Annotated in this window: 17 protein-coding genes and 1 tRNA gene; 13 read left to right on the forward strand and 5 right to left on the reverse strand. The window is 43.9% G+C overall.

What is annotated here, in order from left to right:
• The coding region (locus BGI33_RS06535; protein WP_144235376.1) for an integrase core domain-containing protein at positions 1–600 on the forward strand (600 nt) is incomplete at its 5' end.
• Positions 601–652: 52 nt separating this feature from the next.
• Here the strand turns inward: BGI33_RS06535 and BGI33_RS06540 are convergent.
• Positions 653–2,992: an SdrD B-like domain-containing protein gene (locus BGI33_RS06540; RefSeq protein ID WP_180296963.1), complete on the reverse strand. Its 2,340-nt coding sequence runs from the start codon at positions 2,990–2,992 to the stop codon at positions 653–655.
• Between the two features lie 2,346 nt (positions 2,993–5,338).
• Positions 5,339–5,467, reverse strand: coding sequence for a hypothetical protein (locus tag BGI33_RS13765; RefSeq protein ID WP_257378925.1), 129 nt, complete (start codon positions 5,465–5,467; stop codon positions 5,339–5,341).
• A gap of 371 nt (positions 5,468–5,838) precedes the next feature.
• On the opposite strand from BGI33_RS13765, the gene BGI33_RS06550 reads away from it, so the two are divergent.
• From BGI33_RS06550 to BGI33_RS06560, 3 genes are all read left to right on the forward strand, one after another.
• On the forward strand, positions 5,839–6,669 hold the full coding sequence (locus tag BGI33_RS06550; RefSeq protein ID WP_100090479.1) for a hypothetical protein: 831 nt from the start codon (positions 5,839–5,841) through the stop codon (positions 6,667–6,669).
• Positions 6,670–7,215: 546 nt separating this feature from the next.
• A complete protein-coding gene (locus BGI33_RS06555; RefSeq protein ID WP_100090480.1) occupies positions 7,216–7,596 on the forward strand; it encodes a hypothetical protein in 381 nt (126 codons plus the stop codon).
• A 353-nt stretch (positions 7,597–7,949) separates the two neighbouring features.
• Positions 7,950–8,516 (forward strand): tyrosine-type recombinase/integrase, encoded by a 567-nt coding sequence (locus BGI33_RS06560; RefSeq protein ID WP_100090481.1) that lies wholly within the window; start codon positions 7,950–7,952, stop codon positions 8,514–8,516.
• 168 nt (positions 8,517–8,684) lie between these two features.
• On the opposite strand, the gene BGI33_RS06565 is transcribed toward BGI33_RS06560, so the two are convergent.
• Positions 8,685–8,760, reverse strand: a tRNA-Ala gene (locus tag BGI33_RS06565).
• Positions 8,761–9,009: 249 nt separating this feature from the next.
• Between BGI33_RS06565 and mltG the strand changes: the two genes are divergently transcribed.
• The 8 genes from mltG to BGI33_RS06605 all read left to right on the forward strand — a co-directional run bounded on the left by mltG (position 9,010) and on the right by BGI33_RS06605 (position 16,148).
• Positions 9,010–10,014, forward strand: a complete 1,005-nt coding sequence (gene mltG / locus BGI33_RS06570) for an endolytic transglycosylase MltG (protein ID WP_373885271.1) — start codon at positions 9,010–9,012, stop codon at positions 10,012–10,014.
• 14 nt (positions 10,015–10,028) lie between these two features.
• Positions 10,029–10,655 carry a dTMP kinase gene (gene tmk, locus BGI33_RS06575; RefSeq protein ID WP_100090482.1) on the forward strand — a complete coding sequence of 209 codons (627 nt, stop codon included), beginning with the start codon at positions 10,029–10,031 and terminating at the stop codon, positions 10,653–10,655.
• Complete coding sequence (gene holB / locus BGI33_RS06580; RefSeq protein ID WP_100090483.1) at positions 10,652–11,641, forward strand: DNA polymerase III subunit delta'; 990 nt, start codon at positions 10,652–10,654, stop codon at positions 11,639–11,641. Before tmk ends, holB begins: the two co-directional genes overlap by 4 nt.
• 9 nt (positions 11,642–11,650) lie before the next feature.
• Entirely contained in the window at positions 11,651–12,010 is a 360-nt protein-coding gene (locus BGI33_RS06585) for a PilZ domain-containing protein (RefSeq protein WP_100090484.1), read from the forward strand.
• Positions 12,010–12,786, forward strand: coding sequence for a TatD family hydrolase (locus BGI33_RS06590; RefSeq protein ID WP_100090485.1), 777 nt, complete (start codon positions 12,010–12,012; stop codon positions 12,784–12,786). The genes BGI33_RS06585 and BGI33_RS06590 overlap by 1 nt, the downstream gene beginning before the upstream one ends.
• Positions 12,787–12,788: 2 nt before the next feature.
• Entirely contained in the window at positions 12,789–13,580 is a 792-nt protein-coding gene (locus BGI33_RS06595; RefSeq protein WP_100090486.1) for an MBL fold metallo-hydrolase, read from the forward strand.
• Between the two features lie 349 nt (positions 13,581–13,929).
• Complete coding sequence (locus BGI33_RS06600; RefSeq protein WP_100090487.1) at positions 13,930–14,163, forward strand: hypothetical protein; 234 nt, start codon at positions 13,930–13,932, stop codon at positions 14,161–14,163.
• 218 nt (positions 14,164–14,381) lie between these two features.
• The gene (locus BGI33_RS06605; protein ID WP_100090488.1) at positions 14,382–16,148 is read left to right on the forward strand and encodes a DUF6531 domain-containing protein; all 1,767 of its coding nucleotides are present in this window, start codon (positions 14,382–14,384) and stop codon (positions 16,146–16,148) included.
• Positions 16,149–16,198: 50 nt separating this feature from the next.
• Here the strand turns inward: BGI33_RS06605 and BGI33_RS14345 are convergent, their stop codons facing one another.
• Together BGI33_RS14345 and BGI33_RS14350 are read right to left on the reverse strand one after the other, a co-directional pair.
• Positions 16,199–16,327, reverse strand: a complete 129-nt coding sequence (locus BGI33_RS14345) for a hypothetical protein (protein ID WP_257380424.1) — start codon at positions 16,325–16,327, stop codon at positions 16,199–16,201.
• Between the two features lie 58 nt (positions 16,328–16,385).
• On the reverse strand, positions 16,386–16,544 hold the full coding sequence (locus BGI33_RS14350) for a hypothetical protein (protein WP_257380425.1): 159 nt from the start codon (positions 16,542–16,544) through the stop codon (positions 16,386–16,388).
• A 102-nt stretch (positions 16,545–16,646) separates the two neighbouring features.
• Between BGI33_RS14350 and BGI33_RS06625 the strand changes: the two genes are divergently transcribed.
• Positions 16,647–17,133 (forward strand): RHS repeat domain-containing protein (locus BGI33_RS06625; protein ID WP_180298969.1); only part of this gene is annotated, 487 nt, incomplete at its 3' end.

Consider the following 17,133-nt stretch of genomic DNA (forward strand, 5'->3'; position numbering starts at 1 on the left):
CCTGGATACTTATGCGCACAAGATACATATTATGTTGGTCATATTAAAGGGATTGGGAAAATATACCAACAAACGTTTATTGATACCTATTCAAGACTGGCGTTTGCTAAAGTATATACGGAGAAAAACAGTTTAGTTGCTGCGGATATGCTCAATGATAAAGTGATACCATTTTTTGATAATGAGCAGGTAGCGCTTTTACGAATTCTGACGGATAGAGGAAGTGAGTATAACGGTCATAAAGAGCGTCATGCATACGAACTATATCTGAATTTGGAGGATATAGAGCATACGAAAACAAAAGCCTACAGTCCGCAAACGAATGGTATATGTGAGCGGTTCCATAAGACGATGAAGACCGAGTGTTATGATATTATGTTTAGACGTAAAATATATACAGAACTGAAAGAGATACAACAAGATATTGAGCTTTGGCTAGAGTTTTACAATCGGGAAAGAGCACATTCAGGGAAATACTGTTATGGTAAGACACCTTGGCAAACTTGGGTAGAGACAAAAGGACTGGCTAAAGAAAAGCAGCTAGAGAATTTATTTTACTCATCAGACAGTCATTGTGTTAGAACGAATGCCGATGAGTAGGTAGTGTCTGTCAGATTAAGTTTAAGCTAGTACAGGCTTAATTGGCTATTTTTCACATCTCGTGTACTGACACAGGAAGTGTAACCGAATTATTACTTGTATCCGGATCGGCGAGCTGGCTCTGCACCCGGGCAGTAAAATCACCCTTACCATCGGCTCCAGTTACCTTTACTGTTAGCAATACAATAGCCGCTTCACCTAATGGTAGCTTATTAACCCGCTTCTCTGCCTTATTGTAATTGCCCATCAATACTTTCTGGCTGGTTATTTGCAGATTAGAGCCTAAAACAGGTTGCAGATAAATATTGTGTGCATCCATTGGCCCCTTATTGCTGATGGTTACTAACACTTGCACACTATCATCAGGTAGTGTAGGTATCCGCCGCAGTTTTTCAACCTCCAGCGCAATATCGGCCACACCAGGTTGTACAGCAACGCTAACCTGATTATTGTTTAAATCAGCATCCTCAGTCTCACTATCTACGCGTGCAGTGAACTGGCCAACTTTTTCAGTGTCCTTTATTCTTACTGTTAGCAATAGTTTCGTACTTTCACCAGCTGCAAGCTTATCAATCCGCTCATCCTGAGTATTGTAATTTCCCGCCACAACTTTCTGGCTGGTAATTTCAAGATTATCAGATAAATTAGTCTGCATATAAATATTACGTGCGCTTGCCGTGCCCTGATTCGTGATAGTCAGCAATAACTGCGTTGTATCCTGCGCTAATACAGAATCCCATTGTACGAGTTCAATATTCAGTGATACATCTGCTTTACCAGGTACAGAAGGCTTATCAGCTTTTTGCTTCGCAAACAGATTATTTTCTGCATGCATATTATCTGTTAGCACAATATGCTCAATTTTGCCTGCTACAGCATTACCTCCGGCACTGCCCGCAATAGCTGGCCCGTCAATCATACCCTCTACATCGGTAACCCAGATAGAATAGTCGCCAGCCAGTAACTTATCGAAAATAAACTTACCAGAATCATCAGTATAAGCAACCTGCTCAACCCTATTGCCAGCGTTATCCTGACCAGACAAGACAACTTTGACATGATTCAGCCCGGGTTCTCCATTATTCAGCAGACCATTTGCATCCAGATCATTGTATACCTTACCAGCAATCATGCCCTTAGCCTGAACACTTCCATGCTTAAATAAATTATATTTTCCGGTTGAATCATAATCAAACACATTCACATAATAAGACCAAGACAAATCTTTATTACGTGATTTGGATAACCAGACATTATCATTTAATAAGCGTTTGCCATCCGAACGCACAACATCATGTGGCTGCTTGCTACCCTTAAAAGGATCAGCTACTTTGGTATAGACAAACCCACTGGTGGCCGGAAAAGTTAGTTGATAGCCATCATTGGCTGTTTTTAAAGTAGCCTGATTACTTTGCTCGGTTACTTCTGTATCCACACCACTGGATTGGTACAGGCGCACCACATCACCATCACGTGCCAGAAAATCGGCAATATTATCACTATCAGGCAAATCAACTTTCACATCATGGATTAAAGTGTGTGTATTCGTGGCCTTTAACAGACTGGTAACTGCACCACCCAAAGTATCAGCGTGAGTGAATGTCGCATTGAAATCAGTAAACGTACCCGACAGACTGGCACTCATATTCCAGCGGCCGACAGTAGCCGCACCCGCATCTATATCGCCAAAATTTAGCAACAAACTCTTGCCAGCGGGCTGATTTCCGATATAACTACCCAGAATGCTGAAATCAACCAGTAAATTCTTTTTGTTTTCGACAATTTTAGGCTGGGCTGAATCAATCATGGTTTTATAGGAAATACCTTTACCGTCATTTTTGATGCGTACGCCCAAAGTAAATGGCACAGGCAGCTCTTCCTCTGCAGTAAAAGGATCATCCCCGTAAACCTCACCCGGCAAGAAATAATCCAGTGTCAGCAATGGCTGAGGTTTCACCACCACGTAATCGGGTGCAACATCAACCGTGGTTTCCTGACCATTGAGCTCATAGGTAAGTCTGGCACCAATGTTGTAAAGCGTGTCTTTATCTTTAGCAGCTCCATATGCCGGTATAATCAGCCAGTGAATATCCGCATTGGATTTTGCTGTTATCTGCCCTGTTCCGCTGATATCATTAACCCCGGAGAGGGAATTAATACGATAGAAAAACTTGGCTTTACTATCCTCAGTGCTCTGAGTTACCTCAACCGGCTGATTATCCTTATCAGTAAAAATCAGCTCAACCCGGATATTTTTCAGCCTGTCGTCCAGACCGTTTTTAATTAACATTCGTGCATCAAAAGCCTGTCGCTCAAAAGACAGTTTCTGCTCAATCACGATTTTAACTTCTGCACACTCTACATCTTGCGCAAATACTGATCTGGCTGGCATTATGCTACAGAAAAAAAATGCCAGAAGAGTCAGCATATGGCAAAATCCTTTGCAATATTTGAATAGGGTACCCTTCATTATTTAACCTTTATGTATCATTATTCATCTTATCGAATTTACAAATAATGCAGCCAATACCTTAATATCATTTGTGCATTTATCTGTTTACGCTCCCTTTAATGTATTATTCGAATCTAGTTTCAATTTATATTTAAATTTCTTTTATTCTCCATCTGCTATATCCATATATTAATTGTTTAAATGAAATTCATTTATTATTTGTATTTTAATTTTCAGCTAAATAATCTCGTACCCATTCATAATGAATATTGTCATAGCAAAGTTTTCAAATCTGGCCATACTGTCATCAAGCGTTAACAGATTCATTTCCAATATGAAAAAGGATATTACAGTTATCATAAACTGCATAATGACAGCAGCCTGTTAGCCGAAAATCGTATAAAGGCCACGATAGCCAGCGCAATTGCAATGCTGCTAGCAAAACAAAATTTACCTGAAAAATTTATATATAAGATTACAACCAAAGCTTGATTAAAGTGCGTTAGCTGTTTAAATTATGTACGTTAATGCGGTTAATAAAAATAATACTGTCTGCATGTTTATATAGTCCCAAGAGCAATATAGTGTTTAATTCATTTTTAATCAGAATAAAAATACATTTTTCAGTTTCAGCTCAAGAACAATACCAGTATATTATTTTTATCCTCCTATAAGCGCAAAAAAGCTGTTTATTTAACCTGAGTTTGTATCAGACTATTTAGCAAGCTTTATATTGATATAAGATATAACAATTTACTTGCTTAATTTTCAGCAATATTCAAGTAGTCGGTAAATGACCTGCAATCATTTTGCCATAACGATAATTTTATTTGTAGATAGAAATAAGCTGCTTATCAACAATCTCTGCCGCTATTTAGCCATCCAATATAGGAAATAACAACTATATTAATAAACCATCATAATTATTTAAAGTATAAAATATCGTAGGTTAAACGATTAACGCTAATTAAAGCGGCTAGCATTTACCAGATTCCTGCTCAATACTATCTTTATCAATTATGTATATTAAACTCCATTTCTCATTACTTTCTTTCTTCATATGGTACTTAATCAAAAACAACAATTATTAAAACCGTATATTTATTTTCAAAACCAACCTTATACGGAAAAATTAAAATTACTCGATTAAATTTTAAAATATTTTTTTAACTATACTCTCTTTTAAGCATAATTTGCAAGTTTTAAACAAACTAAACTGCTTCAGAACTTGTTAAAATCTTGTGCTGCTAAAGCCTGCAATTATCAGCAAAAGCACTATTTATATTGCCAAATAGTTTTATAATAACTTTCCTGCTTGCGCAGTAAATGTATCAATGCTGTTTATTGTATAATTATTTAGCATTTATTAATTGATAATAACCATCCAAATATGATTGCATGCTTATCAACTCATTTACTGGTAACCTATCTATAATTGGCATTATCATATCTATCGTGACCACAAACTTGCATTAGTTCGAACCAGCAATTGTGATGTATAGTATAGATTTATGCAGACAAAGCAAAAGTATCACCAGCTATAGGAGCACCTTTGGATGATGAAACAAAAATACAATTTTAAACCAGCGCAGTAAGCACAAATCCACTGTGTTTATCCACAAAGCCAACCCACAAACTAAAAGTTAGCAATTATCGGATAGGGTTTAAATATAAATCGACATTAGCATCGTCTCCATTGAAGCGGTGAAAAAACGCGATGTCCGTACTTACTAAGTATCAAGTTATAAATAATTGATTTGTTAATCTTGAATATATCCTAGTTCCTTATGATAAACACTTGCAATTAACTAGCTAGTCTAAAATTAATCTTACCGATGGCGAGTCTAGTGAAGTGATGGATTTATTGTTCGATAAACAATACTCACCAGCTCGGGCATGGCGTGAGTACTTGCAACTTACACAAAAAGAATGTGCCAAAAAATTAAGCAAAATTCAACCAGCTTATTCACCACTGGAATCATCAAAACGACCACGTAAAGCCACAACAATTAAATTGGCTACCGCATTGAGTATTCATAAAAGCCAACCAAACTTACTTGCATAATAAAAAACCCGCCAAGGAGCAGGCGGGTAAAAATAGTAAAGTATATCAACTAAAAAAGGAGAAATATGTTAATAGCTCTAGTTTGGATGCAGCAAAGTTGCCACACCAGCACAAAAACAGGAAAAGAGATTAACGATTTGCAATATACTAAATATTCAATTCTTACGCAATGGTAAATTGTAAAAATATTTATCAAAACTTTCACATTGTTGCATATATGCCTAAAACAGTACTAACGTCTTCACTACCCGTTTAACCCACATTGCCCAGTTAACCATAGCACGATGATGTGCAGTGATTGAACGGCGCTTAAAACAGGAGCGTTTATGCCCGTTTTTGATACCAAGCATATTAAACGCTTGGTTATTGTAATGTTCACAATATGATCCACTTTCATACCCTCAACGCTAGCATAACCACCGTACTGACGGGTGTATTTGTCTCGTAGCAGCACGGCCTCACACAAGCAACGCATAGTCTACTACCCCCATACACCAGCTTTACCCTTGCGTTATCTAGAAGATGAAAGCCGGCTGTTACAACCGGCAGGTGTCAGTCTGCTGGCTTTGACTTTCAATTTCATAGCTGTATCTACCTACAATAAAAAAGCCCACGCGCACATGCGATTGTTTTTCTTTTTAATAAATTTTTAATTATATTGACAATAATTAACATTTATCTTCTGCTGTGGTAATATTTCTCATCCAACAAAGGGAAACAAATGATGGCATTTAAAAACTTATATCAATTATTAAGCCTAAAGCCTACTGCCTCACATTTAGACATCGTTAATGCAATGAAAAAAGCGGCACAGCAACAGACGATTTCTTTAGAGGACTTAAAGCTATGTAAACAGGTTCTGCTTAATGAAGAGTTGCGTAAGAAATACAATTCGCGTTTGTTTATTGCGTATCCAGAACTTTTAGAGGTTCCGCCCAAGCCAAAAGAATCTGAGGAAGTTAAGCCGTTGCCACCTAAAAAAGCAGGCCGGAATAAAAAAAAGCTTTATCTAATTCTTGCCATCATTGTGGCAATGATAATTTCCGGTACTATTGCTTACTCTAAGTATAACTCTCTTGCCTCAGAAGCAAAAGAAGCAGTAAGGAAAATATTACTCCGACCTGAATCAGCGACATTCTATGATATTAGAATACATTTCAATACCAATAACAAAAAGATATATGTTTGCGGAAAAGTAGTTGCAAAAGTACTTGACGGTTACTATAGCGGAAAAGAAACGTTTGTGTATGCTCCGCATATTAAACAAGCTGTTGTAGTTCATAAAAAGAAGCCTTGGTTTTTACAAGATGAACTTAAGTCCAGCATAGCATATAAAATAGGCTGCTTAAATGATGACCCTGCTAAATTAGGGAAGCAACTATCCCTATTTATGGATCATGCACATGAATATGGCGCTCTGAAATGGCTAGAATTTTCAGCCTCCGATAAAGTCGAGCAAGCTAAATTAGATAAGAGGTTAGTTGAACTGAAAACAATTGTAGAAGCGGAACTACAAGCGATCTCGATTTATGAACAGAGTGATAAAGAATGATTTAATTATTGAACACGTTGATAGATAAAAATGTGATTAACCTAAGCCAGCAAATAGCTGGCTTTTTTAATGAAATTAATCATGAAGCTAAAAATACATATGCATAAATTAAAATCACCCTTATGGCAACCGTATTTGCTGGGAGCATAGGCCAACGGGAGCGCTGGTCGTAAGATATGGTATGCAACAATATGCTTTAATCATATTAATAAAATTGCCCCCAATAACTACCGAGACGCATTACGGCATGGGGCATCTAAGAAATCCCAGAACCATTGTTAGACGCCACTAGCTGGAAAGCGCAGTAAAACCCAATCCTCAGCCAAACATTGATTGCCCGTAAAACACCTGTTAAGGTTATTTTTTCGCGGTAAGAAATGAAAGAAAAAACAAAGGATTTAATAGCAATGAAATTAATGGTTACTTTGTTTACTATTGCTATTATTAAGACACTATTTATTGGATTACATCATCCGATTTATACAATTCGCACAAAACCTAATCAACCTATCAATAAAATGATTTACTAACTAGGAGTATATAGCAATGCAAGTAGAAGATAAGTTTCACGCCAGTTACCATAATGAAATAGCCAGCTTATTGAATAACGCAGAGTTGCTTGCCATAATACAGAACCTTGATGAAACTCTAGATGGAAAACTAAAACGGATCAGCAAAAAAGATTTAGAACATCTTAGTGAATATTGTTTTCAGGCATTAGATACAACAACGTTTATTATGGAAACGTTATCTAAATTAACGGACGGCTATACAAATAATGATATTACTCAAAAGCTAAGCCAAGAGGACTTTTTAAGATTTACCAGCACGCTAGCAGCATTATCAGGCGGGATTAATAGCTGTATTGGTTATATGCACCCAACGATAATGGAACTGCTTGCACTTAAAGCTCGCAGCACCTCGTGATGAATTTATTTTTAGCCTTGTTTTAAAAATCAATTAGGGAAATACACTTCCCCTTTTTTGAATGTAAATACCATCATGAAAAAATTGCACTGATAACCACTTGTGTGGCTTTGTTTATTGCTGGCTGTGATTCATCCGAAAGTAAGCAGGAACGAGTTGCAAACCATGTCGCTCGATACATAGCAGAAACATCCATTGTTTTAAGCGATGAGCGAAAAGTGGTTTGTTTAGCTTACTTATGCGGGCGGCCTATCCTGCGACTGGCATAACATACCGCAACCTGAATAACCCTAAGTAAACGTAACAACACATATCGGCAATTAGCCGGCTGTTTTTAGATTTTAAGGAATAAAATGCAACCGCGATTACTTAGAGTTGAGCAAGCGGCTGCCTATTGTGGCTGTAGTATTAATCATTTTAAGGCTTATATTGCGCCTCATATATCAGCACAGAACTGGTTGGAAGTATGCCAGCTTGATTGGCGGTGGGAGGTTAAAATACCTGAACTCAACACCAGTATTTTTATAATTCCGGCTGATTTTGGCGGCACCGGCAAAGGAGGCGTAAAAAATACTGATGAAAGGATAGTTGTACTCAATGAAGCCACTAAACAAGTTATAGAAGCCCAGCGCGGATTGCATCCTCAATACGTATTTCCATGCGACGGAAAAGCAGTTGGTCGAATGTTAAACAACGCATGGAAAAATGCCAGAAAACGAGCGGCAAAAGAATATGAGCAAATAACTGTAGTGCCAGCCAATGAGGACTTTAAAAATTTGAGAGTTCACGATCTTAAGCACACGTTTGGTTGTCGACTAAGAGTCGCAGGAGTAGACGAGGAGGATAGAAAAGATTTGATGGGGCATAAATCCGACAAAAGTGTAACTTCACACTACTCAGCACCAACGCTTGAAGCATGATTGAATTGGCGAATAAGGTATTGGAAACTGATCCTAAGCAAAGAGTATCCCTCACCATTATAAGGAAGAAAGCAGCATGACCCGCACAAAACCCGCACAATAGATTTAGCAAATAAAAAATTAGACGCCTCGAAGCGTCTAGTTATCTTTACTAATCAACATCTTATTTGGTGGAGGTAAGCGGGATCGAACCGCTGACCTCTTGCATGCCATGCAAGCGCTCTACCAACTGAGCTATACCCCCAACTGCTTTCAGCCAGTTATTGCTGAATAGGCTGCGCATTTTACCTGAACTACTAAATTTTGCAAGCCCCGATTTAATTTTTCACACTGAAAGCAGAAAATATAGCTCTCAACCGGCAAAAATTTTCTGCCGAACGTCCATCTAATCTCTTTATAACCGTGGGTTAATAACAAGAGTAGTCGCACCTGAGAATTAAATTTATACTTGCAGACTGGTTCAGATTATTCATGCTAAAACAGGAACGCTTCTATGCAGCGCAAACAACGACTGGCTATGCTTCTGGTATTTACGGGCTTACTAACCTTTGCGCTGGTGTGGGCTACACTCTTATTTTTACCTAAAAATAATGCGGACTATCGTTTAAAAGTGCCGGCTGGCTATGGCATCAGTGGAGTAAGCCGTACTCTGGCAGCTAACGATGTGATTTATAGCCGCTGGGTATTTGTCGGTACCGCACATATGCTGGGTATGGGGGATAAAATCCATCGCGGCAACTATCGCTTACCACACTCCGTTTCCAGCTGGCAGATTCTGCAAAGGCTGCGCACTGGCAAGCCAGACAGCGTTACGGTACAAATCATTGAAGGTAACACATTTGCACAGATGCGCAGAATTATTGATAACACACCTGATATTGAGCACACTACGCGGGGCTGGCCAGACAGCAAATTATTACAGCAACTAGGAGCTGATCACAGTTATACACATGCAGAAGGCCTGTTTTTTCCGGCTACTTATGATATCAGCTCTGACAGCAGCGATTTATCACTGTATCAACAGGCTTATAACACCATGCAAAAGCATTTACAGGCTACATGGGAAGAGCGACGCAGTGATCTACCTTACCAGACTGCCTACGAATTACTGATTATGGCCAGCCTGATTGAAAAAGAAACCGGCCATGCTGAAGACAGAAGCAATGTAGCAGCAGTATTTGTTAACCGCCTCAATCAGCATATGCGTTTACAAACTGACCCTAGCGTGATTTATGGCATGGGTAGCCTTTATAAAGGTAAAATTGGCAAGGCCGATTTACGCCGTGATACACCGTACAATACTTACACTCGTGCCGGTTTGCCGCCAAGTCCTATTGCACTGCCGGGCAAAGCAGCATTGGAAGCGGCTGCTCATCCAGCCAGTAACGATTATCTGTACTTTGTGGCGCGTAACGATGGTACTGGCCGCAGCCAGTTCAGTCATAGTCTGAATGAACACAATGCTGCGGTTCGCCAATATATCTTGAAAAAACGCTAACCGGATTTGTATAGATGAAAGCAAAATTTATTACGCTGGATGGAATTGATGGTGCCGGCAAATCGACTAATCTCGATACCATACGCAGCTGGTTTGAAAAGCACCAATTACCGGTACTTTTTACCCGTGAACCAGGTGGCACCGCCATTGGCGAAGCACTACGCAAGCTGTTGCTTGATCCGGCTACCCACGCCAATGCCCGTACAGAAACCCTGATGATATTTGCTGCACGCCAGCAGCATCTGGATGAAGTAATTAAACCGGCACTGGCACAAGGCATACATGTAGTAAGTGACCGTTTTACCGATGCCACATTTGCCTATCAGGGCGGAGGCCGTGGCCTGCCACTGGCTGATATAGCCATTCTGGAAAACTGGGTACAGCAAGGCTTGCAGCCTGATTTGACCTTACTGCTGGATGTACCCTTAACAGTAGCCCAGCAGCGACTGAGCCAAAACAGTAACCCTGACCGCTTTGAACAACTGGATACAGCTTTTTTTGAGCACACGCGCACAGTTTATTTGGATCGTGCTGCGGCTGTACCGCAACGCTACGCCATTGTCGACAGCAGTTTAAATCTGAGTGAAGTAGCGCAGCAGCTTAATCAGGCACTAGTACAATTGTTTGGATTAAATTCATGATTTATCCATGGCTCGAACCTGTCTGGCAACAGATTGCCCGACACTGGCAGCAGCAACCGCACGCATGGCTGCTTTACGGCCATCCGGGAATTGGTAAACGTGAATTTGCCGAATATCTGGCACAGGCACTGCTGTGCGAATCGCCGCGTGCCAACCATCAGCCTTGTGGTGAGTGTACATCCTGCCATTTATACAGCCAGCACAGCCATCCTGATTTCCTGCTGGTAACGCCAGAAGAAGCCGACAGCGAAGGCGGTGAACGCAAGCAGGCACTGATTAAAGTAGAAACCATACGCAACGTACTGGATTTTGCTCATCTGAGTGCCCATCGGGGTGGCAAACGCGTTGCCCTGATTTATCCAGCAGAAAGCATGAATCTTCAGGCCGCCAATGCCCTGCTGAAAATTCTGGAAGAACCACCGGCAGGTATGGTGTTTATTCTGGTGAGCCATCAGAAAGACCGCCTGCTGCCAACAATTAAAAGCCGTTGCCGTCAGTTGGCTTTAACCATGCCTGCACGCGCGCAGGCACTAGTCTATGTGCAACAACAGCATGGTGACAATGCAGCAGACCTGCTGGCCTTTCACGGCGGTGCCCCATTATTTGCAGATAACGACAGCCACAACCAGCTGCGCAACGAACTTATTCCCCTACTGATTAAGCCACGCCTGATCGCGCTGCTGGATTACGCCGCTGCATTTGACAAACAAAAACTGGCACTATCCACCTTTCTCGACTGGCTGGCTAAATGGTTACTGGATATGTCACTGGCACAGCAACACATACACGCCATGTATTACCCCACATGGCAAAATGCGTTAAACGAGATTACCGCACAAATCGACCCGTTGTCTCTGTTTGCCTTAATCGACAGAGTGAATGCACTTGCCCCTTACGGTAAACATACCCTCAATGTTAAAATGCAGCTTGAAGATTTATTAATAGACTATCTTAATGTGTGTCAGCATAAAAACACAAAACCATGAAAGAAATTTATGGCTGAAGCTCCTACCAATTTACCGGGCAAAATGCTCAACCTAACCATCCCCGATAAACCTGAACTCTACCGCAGTTACATGGCTTTTCTAGAGTATGGCGGCCTGTTTGCGCCCACAACCGACAACTTCGAGATGGGTGAAGAAGTATTACTAGTCGCTACCCTGCCGGCATTCAACGAAGCCAAATATTTGCGTACTAAAGTAGTATGGATTAACACTGCCACCACTTCTACCGGCCAGCCACAGGGAATTGGTCTGGCGTTTGACAATAATGAAGACAGCTTTGCAGTCAAACAGGCCATTGAAGACATTTTGCCCGGATTACTGTTGAGCGAACGCGCTACCTATACCCTGTAATCATGCTTATCGATTCTCACTGCCATTTAAACATGCCTGAGCTGGCGGCCAGACTGCCACAAATACTGGCAAACATGGCTCAGGCAGACATACGGCAGGCTATTGCTATCAGCGTAGACAAAACCAGCGCCATCGAAGTACTGGCACTGGCTGAGCAGTATAGCAACCTGTTTGCCAGTGTCGGCGTACATCCTGAAGACCAGAACTCAGCAGAAATGAGCCTGGACGAGCTGATTGCCGCCGCCCAGCATCCTAAAGTGGTGGGTATCGGCGAAACTGGCCTCGACTATCACTGGTGCAGCGGCGACCTGGCCTGGCAGCATGCTCGCTTCAGTACTCATATTCAGGCCTCCAACCATACCGGCTTACCACTGATTATCCATACACGCGATGCCGGCACTGACACCTTGCGCCTATTACGTGAAAACCATGCTCAGCAAGGCGTTATCCACTGCTTCACCGAAGATACGGCCTTTGCCAAAGCAGTACTGGATTTAGGCTTTTATATCTCCTTTTCTGGCATCGTAACCTTTAAAAATGCCCAGCAGATACAGGAAGCATGCCGTTATGTACCATTAGACCGGATACTGGTGGAAACCGATGCACCTTATCTGGCGCCGGTACCCAAACGCGGCAAACCCAACGAACCGGCTTACGTACGCTATACTGCCGAATTTGTAGCACAGCTGCGTGGCGACAGCATCGCTACGATTGAAGAGGCCACTACCGCCAATACCTATCGTCTCTTCAACAAACTCCCGCCACTTGATAATTAACCATGACTCAGCTCACCCTTACTGTACTTGGCTGTGGCAGCTCTTCTGGCACACCAGTTATCGGGTGTAATTGTCCCACCTGTACCAGCAACGACCCGAAAAACCGGCGCACTCGTTGCAGTGCCCATATACAGATTGGTGAGCAACACTGGCAAATTGACACCGGCACTGATTTTTATCACCAGGCTTTACAGCACAAACTGTCACGCATTGACGGCATACTCTACACCCATCCCCACGCCGACCACCTTAATGGCATCGATGACTTGCGCGCATTCTGCTATAAACAACAGGCAGCCATTCCCATTTACGGCCATCATGATACGCTGGCCAATATTTGCAGCCGTTTCGATTATGCCTTTCTGGAACAAAACAATTACTGGAACCGGCCAGTACTTCGTGCTCATGAACTGCCACTGAATCAGGGGCAAAATAGCGTTCTCAATATTGATGGCGTACCTGTATGGCAATTCGGCGTACCACACGGTAGCTGGACAACCAGTGCCTTTCGCATCGGCAATATCGCCTGGTTTACCGACCTTAATCACATCGAAGAATCCATATTCCCACATTTACACGGATTGGATTACCTGTTTCTGGATTGCCTGATGGACACCACCTACCCCAGCCACCTCAGCACCGAACAGGCCTTTGCCTACGCGAAGCGCATTAATGCCAGACAAACCTACTTTATCCACATGACCCATGCGCAGGAATACTCTAGTCTGAAACAGCGCTGTCCCAAAAACTGCGCTCCTGCCTATGATGGATTAACTGTACACAGCAGTTATTAGTAGAATGGTTAATATTGGCTGGAGTAATTATACTAATTCATACAACTTTTTTAGAGAATAAGGTAAAACTAACACTAAAAAAGGATAAACCTAAAACACATCATCCTCATTCAATACCAGCATATTAATTCATATCTATATATATCAATAATTAACAAAATTAGATAAAAAAGGTTAAATTATGGCATAATTTAGCTTAACAGGGATGGTTAGCACCTGCCAACTTAACTGTTTTCCATTACCCAATAAATTAGGTGAAGCATAAACAACTTCCGGAAAAACAGCTAAGCCACTGGCCGCTAATCAAACAAAGTTTCGAGCTCAAAACCAATCATTTAAGGGGATTGCTATGGGAGAAGCCTACTGGGCTGCCCGAGAGGGCGATGTACTTCTACATACCTCACTAATTGCCGATATCGCCGGTGCCGCCGTAGAAATAGCCTGCTATACGGCTCTTACCGCTGCAGCCAGTTTCCTAATACTGGGAGCTCCATTTACCGGCGGCACTAGCGCCCTTGTTCTGGGGGCACTTGTCGGCGTAGTTATGGGCGTTTCTGGCGGTACTCCAAGATATCATAGTTAGCAGACTGGGTCAGTGGCTTATTTCCTCCCTCCGAAGATGGCAGAATCAAAACAGGTTCACCCAACACCCATATCAACGGCAAACCAGCAGCTCGCGCCGCAGGTACAATAGACCAAAGCATAGAACTAGTCGATAGCAGCGAACAACCGCAACAACCCACAACCTTCATCGATATTGCTGCTGGCATCTTTGGTGGTGCAGCACTAATAGCCAAAGAAATGGTCAGACCCACCGTTGCCTCTCCAGACCCACGGGCTGTCCCTAAAGAAGACGACAAAATCATTTGCCACAAACACCCATCCTCATTCTCCGATCTGGGTAGCAAATACTCCGAGAAATTACCAGATATCTCACCACTTGGCATTATCGAAGGCGGTATCGACATACTCAGCGCAGGCTGGGGGACATTAACCGGTGGTGCCGAATACATGGCCGAAGGTTCCAGCAAAGTCTACATCAACGGCCAGCCTGCCGTACGCAGCAACGACCGCAGCACCTGCGAAGCCAAAGTCACCGACAACTGCAAAGGTGGCGTCAGAGTTTCCAACAACGTGCGCATCGGTGGTGAACCCATTGTCGTGCGCGAAATCAAAAGCGGCAAACATCCCATCAACCTGATAGTTTCCGTAGCAACAGCGATATTGCGTCCCGGAAAACTGTGTACCAAAATAGTCTGCTTTGGGAAAGATTTTTTCACCGGTGTTGCTCTCAGCCATCTTACAGCACAAGGGACAAGGGCTGCATCAACTGTTTTTCTAGGCAATCCCGTCCATCTACCTACCGGCGCCAAAATACTTACAGACCAGGAAGAACTCGACTTCACCATCCCCGCCCATTTCTCCATCGAATGGCAACGCTTTTACAGCAGCAGAGACGAACGAACCCATGGCATGTTCGGCGCCGGCTGGAGCGTCCCCTATGAAGTAGAAATGGAAATTTCCCCGCAGCCAGACGGCTCCTGCTCCGCCGTCTACATAGAAGAACAAGGCCGGCGCCTTGAGATCGAAGCCTTGCAGCCGGGCGAAGGCATCCGCGGCGTAAACGAAAACCTCACCATCCGCCGTGGCCAACAGAATCGCTGGATCATCGAAGACGATGACGGCATCTACCGCCTGTTTGAACCCGATCCCAACCAGCCTAATCGCCTCTACCTCACCCTGCTGCAAGACCGCAACGACAACCACCTGTTTATCTACCGCGATCAGCACAGCCGCATCAGCCACATCAGCGCCGACAACAACACCGCCACCATCTCCCTGCACTATCAGGATAAACGCCATCCCCAGCGCGTCACCCACATCAAAAGAGAACTAGCCGATGGCAGCAGCCAGCTACTGAGCCAGTACCACTACAACGAACAGGGTGACCTGCAACAAGTCATCGATGCAGAAAACCGCCCCACCAGAGAATTTGCCTACGACAACGGCCGGCGCATGAACTACCACCGCCTGCCCACCGGCTTGCAGTGTCATTACCAGTGGGATAGCTTCAGCGGATCAGATGGCATCGAATGGCGCGTCATCCGTCACTGGAGTGAAGCCGATGGCAAACGTCTGGAAGACTACCGCTTCCAGTATGACCTAAGCAAACGCCTGACTACTGCGTATGACAGCCTGGGTCGAGTAAGCCAGCATTACTGGAACGAAGTCTATCAACTCACCCGTTACATTGATGTCCTAGGGCAGACCACCGAATTTGACTGGAACGAAAACCAGCAACTGATCAGCGTCACCGATCCGCAGGGTGGGAAGTGGCGCTACAGTTACGACGAACAGGGACGTCAAACTGAAGAAACCGACCCCCTCGGCCGTACCAGCCAAACCCAGTGGCTGCCACACTGGGCTTTACCCACCATCAGCGTCGACCCCGATGGCAGCACATGGCGTTACTACTACGACCAGCGCGGCAACCTGCGCAGCGTTATCGATCCCATGAAACAGCGTACCCACTACCAGTACGACCAGCATGGCCAGATAGTCAAATAACCGATGCCCGCGGTGGCAAAAAATACCTGCGCTGGAACCAGAACGGCCAACTAATCCAACACAGAGACTGCTCCGGCACCACCACCCAACTCAATTACGACGCATAACAACCTCAGCACCATCTCCGACGCCCAATGCAACAGCAGCAAATACCAGTACAACGCCGCCGGCCAGCTCACCGGCGTAACCTTAACCGACGGCAGACAGGAACACTACCGCGTCAACAGTGCCGGCCAGCTACTGACCTATACCGACCCAGCCGGCCACAGCACCCACTACCAGCGCGACCCGCGCGGACTGGTACACACCCGCATCGATGCTGCCGGACGCAAACTCGGCTTTAACTACGATGCCTATGGCCGCCTCAACACCCTCATCAACGAAAACGGCGAACACTACCAGTTTCAATACGATGCTGCCGACCGCCTGATCGAACAGACCGATCTGGACGGGCGTAAACAACAACTAAGCTATGATGCACTGAATAACGTCAGCGCCGTGCACTTTGCTGCCGGCAGCAGTGCCGAAATCACCCACCGCTTCAAACGCGATGCCATCGGCCGCCTGATCGGCAAATACACCACCGACGGCAACACCGCCTACCAGTACGACCAAGCCGACAACCTTATCAAAGTCGGCTACAAAAAAGCCGGCCTGCCCGCAGAAGCTGAACCCGACCTCATCACCTTCAGCTACGACCAGCTGGGCAACCTGCTGAGCGAAACCACCGCACAGGGCACCCTCAGCCACCAGTACGACCCACTGGGTAACCGCATCGCCACCACCCTGCCGGATGGGCGCACCATCAACAACCTCTATTACGGTTCCGGCCACCTGCACCAGATAAACATCGACGGCCACATCATCAGCGACATCGAACGCGACAACCTGCACCGCGAAGTATTACGCACTCAGGGACGCCTGAACACCCAGTTCAAATACGACCGCAACAGCCGGCTGCAACACAAACAGATACAGCGCAATC

The sequence above is a fragment of the Snodgrassella alvi genome (genome assembly GCF_002777425.1).
In the GTDB taxonomy this organism is placed as follows: Bacteria; Pseudomonadota; Gammaproteobacteria; order Burkholderiales; family Neisseriaceae; genus Snodgrassella; species Snodgrassella alvi_B.

Bases quoted from the DNA above. Each gene is read 5' to 3' on its own strand.
- BGI33_RS06540 (WP_180296963.1), bottom strand. From the start codon at position 2,992: ATGCCAGCCAGATCAGTATTTGCGCAAGATGTAGAGTGTGCAGAAGTT.
- BGI33_RS13765 (WP_257378925.1), bottom strand. From the start codon at position 5,467: ATGCTTGGTATCAAAAACGGGCATAAACGCTCCTGTTTTAAGCGCCGT.
- BGI33_RS06550 (WP_100090479.1), top strand. From the start codon at position 5,839: ATGATGGCATTTAAAAACTTATATCAATTATTAAGCCTAAAGCCTACT.
- BGI33_RS06555 (WP_100090480.1), top strand. From the start codon at position 7,216: ATGCAAGTAGAAGATAAGTTTCACGCCAGTTACCATAATGAAATAGCC.
- BGI33_RS06560 (WP_100090481.1), top strand. From the start codon at position 7,950: ATGCAACCGCGATTACTTAGAGTTGAGCAAGCGGCTGCCTATTGTGGC.
- mltG (WP_373885271.1), top strand. From the start codon at position 9,010: ATGCAGCGCAAACAACGACTGGCTATGCTTCTGGTATTTACGGGCTTA.
- tmk (WP_100090482.1), top strand. From the start codon at position 10,029: ATGAAAGCAAAATTTATTACGCTGGATGGAATTGATGGTGCCGGCAAA.
- holB (WP_100090483.1), top strand. From the start codon at position 10,652: ATGATTTATCCATGGCTCGAACCTGTCTGGCAACAGATTGCCCGACAC.
- BGI33_RS06585 (WP_100090484.1), top strand. From the start codon at position 11,651: ATGGCTGAAGCTCCTACCAATTTACCGGGCAAAATGCTCAACCTAACC.
- BGI33_RS06595 (WP_100090486.1), top strand. From the start codon at position 12,789: ATGACTCAGCTCACCCTTACTGTACTTGGCTGTGGCAGCTCTTCTGGC.
- BGI33_RS06600 (WP_100090487.1), top strand. From the start codon at position 13,930: ATGGGAGAAGCCTACTGGGCTGCCCGAGAGGGCGATGTACTTCTACAT.
- BGI33_RS06605 (WP_100090488.1), top strand. From the start codon at position 14,382: ATGGTCAGACCCACCGTTGCCTCTCCAGACCCACGGGCTGTCCCTAAA.